Genomic DNA, 4,411 nt, shown 5'->3' with positions numbered 1-4,411 from the left:
ATAATCTATAAAACCCGCCTAATAGGAAAATCCGTGATGAATATCCAGCTCAAAGGTAAGCCACATGGCCAGCCCAGACATAACCGCATGAACGAGGAACAAATAAGGTGCTGCAAACAAAAAGGCGAACTCGATCTGTTCCGACACTCCGGTAAAAAAGCAGACAAGCGCAGCCGTCAAAAATGTTTTTTGCACCTTTGGCTTCAAATCTTCACGCGCTTCCTGAATGATCGCCAGCGCAATGGCAGGGATCGCAAACATCATAATGGGGAACAACCCGGACATGAAATAGCCCGCTGTCGGATCGCCAGCAAAAAACCGGGGTAAATCTCCCTGCACAACGTTGCCAGACGGCGTTTTATATGTACCCAGTTGAAACCAAAAAATATTATTAAGCAGATGGTGCAGACCAAAGGCCGCCAGCAACCGATATAGAATACCGTAGATAAACAGTCCAAAGCCGCCCAAGCTCGATTCCAGACCTACTATAAATTGCAGCCCTCTCTGTATGAGTGGGGCAATAATTAGCATGAGTCCTGCAAACACAGCCGAAAAGAGGCCAATAAGCAGCAGAACAAATCGGGTACCCCCAAAAAACTGAAGCACCTCGGGCAATTTGATGCTTTTGAAGCGATTATAAGCCACCCCTGAAATGACCCCCAAAATGATACCAATGAGCGTCGCCGGTTGAATGAGTCCGTTTCCAAATCTCAATGTGACCTGATCATATATAGCCATACCAGCTAATGCTGCCAGTCCCGCCTGACCTGCCTGATTCGACATCCCCAGTGCAACACCAACCGCAAATAAATATGGCAAAAAATAAAAAACCCCATGTCCCGCCGCATTTGCCATATCAGACACCATAGGGAATCCCCATGTGGACCAAGGAAGGCTGCCGAGACTTAGCAATATTGCAGCGGCTGGTAGCACCATCGTCGGGAGCATGACAGCACGACCGAGCTGTTGTAAGGATCCGAGCCAATTCATGGCATTCCTCTCCTTTCTATCCCTGATGGTAAGCCGAATAAATACTTTTGTCAAAGCAATGATTCCATCTGCCAAAATATTTATTTACGCTTCTACAGGTCAAAAAACTTTATCACCACAACAGATAACACTATGAATCCGTCTAGACCATTTTCATCATCAGGCATACATACATTATATGGATTGCTAAAAGTATAATATACTTTACCATATTCCTCATTTCGCACCAAAAACCTTCAACCCTGTGAAGCAAGGGAAGAAGGTTTTCATGTGCGTATAGCACGGGTCACTGATCCTTGTTTATCCTTTACGTACAGCCTGGGTCACTGAGTCCTCCACCTTAATGCAACGATCCATAATAACCGTCATTCCATGCTCCTGCGCAATGTCAGCGGCTTCCTGGCTTATAATCCCCTGTTGAAGCCACAAAATCTTAGCTCCAATAGCTGCTGCTTCACGCGCAACCTCTGCACAGTATTCACTGCGGCGGAATACATTGACCAGCTCCACAGGCTCAGGTACTTCAGCAAGACTGGCATAACAAGTCTCCCCAAGAATCGTTTGCCCTGCCGCCGCAGGGTTAACCGGAATAATCCGGTATCCCCGCTTCTGCATGGCATAAGAAACCATATAAGAGGTTCGATCTGATTTATCAGACAAACCAACAACCGCAATATTGCCTACTTGTTCCAAAATGGTTTTAATCTCTTCTCTCGACGGATTTTCAAAAGCCATCCTGTTCCCTCCTATTCGCATCTTCGTTTGCTTTTATTTTACCCATTCTACAGAAGCACCAAGCGTCGTTAGATGATCAAAATACTGCGGATACGATTTGGCGACATGATGTGCATCCTTGATCACTAACGGCTTCTGTGAACGCAAACCTACAATCGTCAAGGCCATAATAACACGGTGATCAAAATGCGCGTTAATTTCCACGCCACCTTCGACACCCTCCGGTCTGCCATGTACGATAATTTCCGCTTGGCGTTCTTCTACCCGAGCTCCAGCCTTGGTCAGCTCATTCAAATAATCGGTAATGCGGTCGCATTCCTTATACCGTAAATTCTCCACGTTATAAAAGCGGGACGTGCCTTCAGCAAATACAGCCGCAGCCACCATAGCAAGCACAGCGTCTGTTGCAGCATCACCGTCAAACTGGACAGCTTTCAATCGGCCATTGCCCTTCACGACAACGGTATCGTTCTCATGTGTCAGTGGCACTTCCATCATACGCAACACATCTACGATAGCGCGTTCTCCCTGTTTGCTCTGCTCTTTAAGACGATGAATGGTAACATCAGAATTCGTTACTGCAGCCGCCGCTAGCACCGCTGCACTCCCTGGATAGTCTCCCTGTACAGTATACGTACGTGGCTGATAGGATTGCCGCCCCGGGACACGGAAAGACATGTAATCATCGCTTGCATGAATGATAATACCAGCCTCTTGCAATACCTCCAGGGTCTGCCCAATGACCACCTTGGATTTCAAATCATGCAGCACTTCGATTTCACTGTCTTCCTCCAGTAAAGGCGTAAGGAATAGCAAGGCGCTCAAATATTGTGAGCTAACCGAGCCGGACACCTGAATTTTACCGCCCTTCGTCTGACCACCCTGAATACGAATTGGCAACTTACCTTCACGATGATCTACTTTCACACCCAGTTGCCCCAGTGCATCGATTAGATCATCATGTGGTCTCTTACCCAATGAGTCGGGATATGTATTAACAAATGTAACATCCGGACATAGAGATGCAATACCCATCAAAAAACGGAGCACCGCTCCTGCGTTTCCTACATTCAATTCCTTCACAGCTTGAGGACGGCTACCAAAACCTGTAATAACTATTTTTTCATCATCCTCTTCCAGTACTGCGCCCAGATCGGCGATACAACGACGCATAGCATCACTGTCTTCACTATGGGCTGGATAATAAATGGTACTTTGTCCCTCAGCAAGTGCCGCAGTGAGCAGATAACGAGTAGTGTAGTTTTTGGAGGACAGGGCCCCAATCTCTCCTTGCAAGGAAGGGGTAGGTCTAACGATAACATCCATAATGTACATGCTCCTTTTCGGTTCAAACCATCCTATTTTACGTTAATTATACAAGTTGTAGCATTCATTTCTCCACCCAAAAAATAAGAAATATTAATCTAGGTCGCCCGAGTGAATCCCTTCGGTTAATTAATCTATACCTGCCTTTAGGATTAAGCCGATTGACAGCCTAGAGATAGCTTAGCTATCATACATAGAGTGTGTGTGACATTTTGCACACGTCAAAAACATACGTAGCACCCATTATTTATCAGAAAAGAGGTCCGGCCATGACGCAAATCGCCCTGATTGAACCTTCTGAGTTGCGCGCACGTCTGCAAGCAGGAGAGCAATTGCAATTAATCGACGTCCGCGAAGCGGAAGAAGTAGCGGAAGGCATGATTGAAGGTGCCAAGCACATTCCGCTCGGACAACTTCCGGGTCGTCTTGAAGAAATTGAACGCACCGGTGAAATTATCTTTATTTGCCGGAGCGGTTATCGCAGTGAACGAGCCTGCGAATATCTACAGCAGCTAGGTTATGAAGGCTGTACTAACATGACCGGCGGCATGCTGCAATGGGCACAGGAGCAATAGAAAACCTACTTAACAAAAGAGACGGGAACTTCCCGTCTCTTTTGTTTTAACTCAAAGCTTAGACGCGGTAATGCATTAAAACGTTCTGTCCCTATCATACCATAGCCTCAAAAGATTACACAATCCTCTACTACCCTAGAATGATATCCATAATTAAAAATTAAAAAACGGAAGCTTCTTCTACCCATAGGGCAAAAAAGCTTCCGTTGTATTACATAATGCTATTCATGCATATCCGTCCGTTCATTAGAACCATTGATGATGGAATACGCCTTCTTTGTCCACACGTTTGAACGTATGGGCACCGAAGTAGTCACGTTGTGCTTGCAGCAGATTTGCTGGCAAACGCTCAGTGCGGTAGCTGTCATAGTATGCAAGCGCGCTGGAGAAGCCAGGCACTGGAATACCTTGAGATACAGCCACGGAAATCACTTGACGCCATGCATCTTGATACGTTTCAACTACATTTTTGAAGTAAGAATCCAGTAACAGGTTTTTCAAGGCAGGGTCGCGGTCATATGCATCCTTGATGTTTTGCAGGAATTGCGAGCGGATAATGCAACCGCCGCGGAAGATCATAGCGATTTTTCCGTATTTCAAATCCCAATCATATTCATCGGAAGCTGCACGCATTTGAGCGAAACCTTGAGCATAGGACACAATTTTACTTGCAAACAGTGCTTTACGTACGCTCTCGATAAATTCTTTTTTGTCGCCGCTGAAGGACTCAGCATTAGGACCGCTCAGCACTTTGCTTGCCGCAATGCGCTCGTCTTTCATAGCAG

Annotated in this window: 4 protein-coding genes and 1 pseudogene; 1 reads left to right on the top strand and 4 read right to left on the bottom strand. The window is 46.1% G+C overall.

Annotation, left to right across the window (positions count from 1 at the left end; genetic code table 11):
• Positions 1-21: 21 nt before the first annotated feature.
• The 3 genes and pseudogenes from GRP75_RS19950 to aroA form a co-directional block, all read right to left on the bottom strand.
• Positions 22-990, bottom strand: a pseudogene (locus GRP75_RS19950) (PTS transporter subunit EIIC); the annotation flags it as partial.
• Positions 991-1,290: 300 nt separating this feature from the next.
• A complete protein-coding gene (locus GRP75_RS19945; RefSeq protein ID WP_013310932.1) occupies positions 1,291-1,725 on the bottom strand; it encodes a CoA-binding protein in 435 nt (144 codons plus the stop codon).
• 33 nt (positions 1,726-1,758) lie between these two features.
• Positions 1,759-3,051 (bottom strand): 3-phosphoshikimate 1-carboxyvinyltransferase, encoded by a 1,293-nt coding sequence (gene aroA / locus GRP75_RS19940; RefSeq protein ID WP_160790157.1) that lies wholly within the window; start codon positions 3,049-3,051, stop codon positions 1,759-1,761.
• Between the two features lie 269 nt (positions 3,052-3,320).
• Here aroA and GRP75_RS19935 point away from each other — a divergent pair, with 269 nt between their 5' ends.
• Complete coding sequence (locus GRP75_RS19935) at positions 3,321-3,626, top strand: rhodanese-like domain-containing protein (RefSeq protein WP_160790156.1); 306 nt, start codon at positions 3,321-3,323, stop codon at positions 3,624-3,626.
• A gap of 246 nt (positions 3,627-3,872) precedes the next feature.
• Here GRP75_RS19935 and GRP75_RS19930 read toward each other — a convergent pair.
• Positions 3,873-4,411 (bottom strand): NADP(+)-dependent, decarboxylating phosphogluconate dehydrogenase (locus GRP75_RS19930; RefSeq protein ID WP_483311101.1); only part of this gene is annotated, 539 nt, incomplete at its 5' end.

The sequence above is a fragment of the Paenibacillus sp. OT2-17 genome, from assembly GCF_009827695.1.
GTDB classification, from domain to species: Bacteria; Bacillota; Bacilli; order Paenibacillales; family Paenibacillaceae; genus Paenibacillus; species Paenibacillus polymyxa_B.
Note: the sequence above shows the minus strand (reverse complement) of the source record. Positions and strands in the feature narration are given on the sequence as shown.

Bases quoted from the DNA above. Each gene is read 5' to 3' on its own strand.
- GRP75_RS19945 (WP_013310932.1), bottom strand. From the start codon at position 1,725: ATGGCTTTTGAAAATCCGTCGAGAGAAGAGATTAAAACCATTTTGGAA.
- aroA (WP_160790157.1), bottom strand. From the start codon at position 3,051: ATGGATGTTATCGTTAGACCTACCCCTTCCTTGCAAGGAGAGATTGGG.
- GRP75_RS19935 (WP_160790156.1), top strand. From the start codon at position 3,321: ATGACGCAAATCGCCCTGATTGAACCTTCTGAGTTGCGCGCACGTCTG.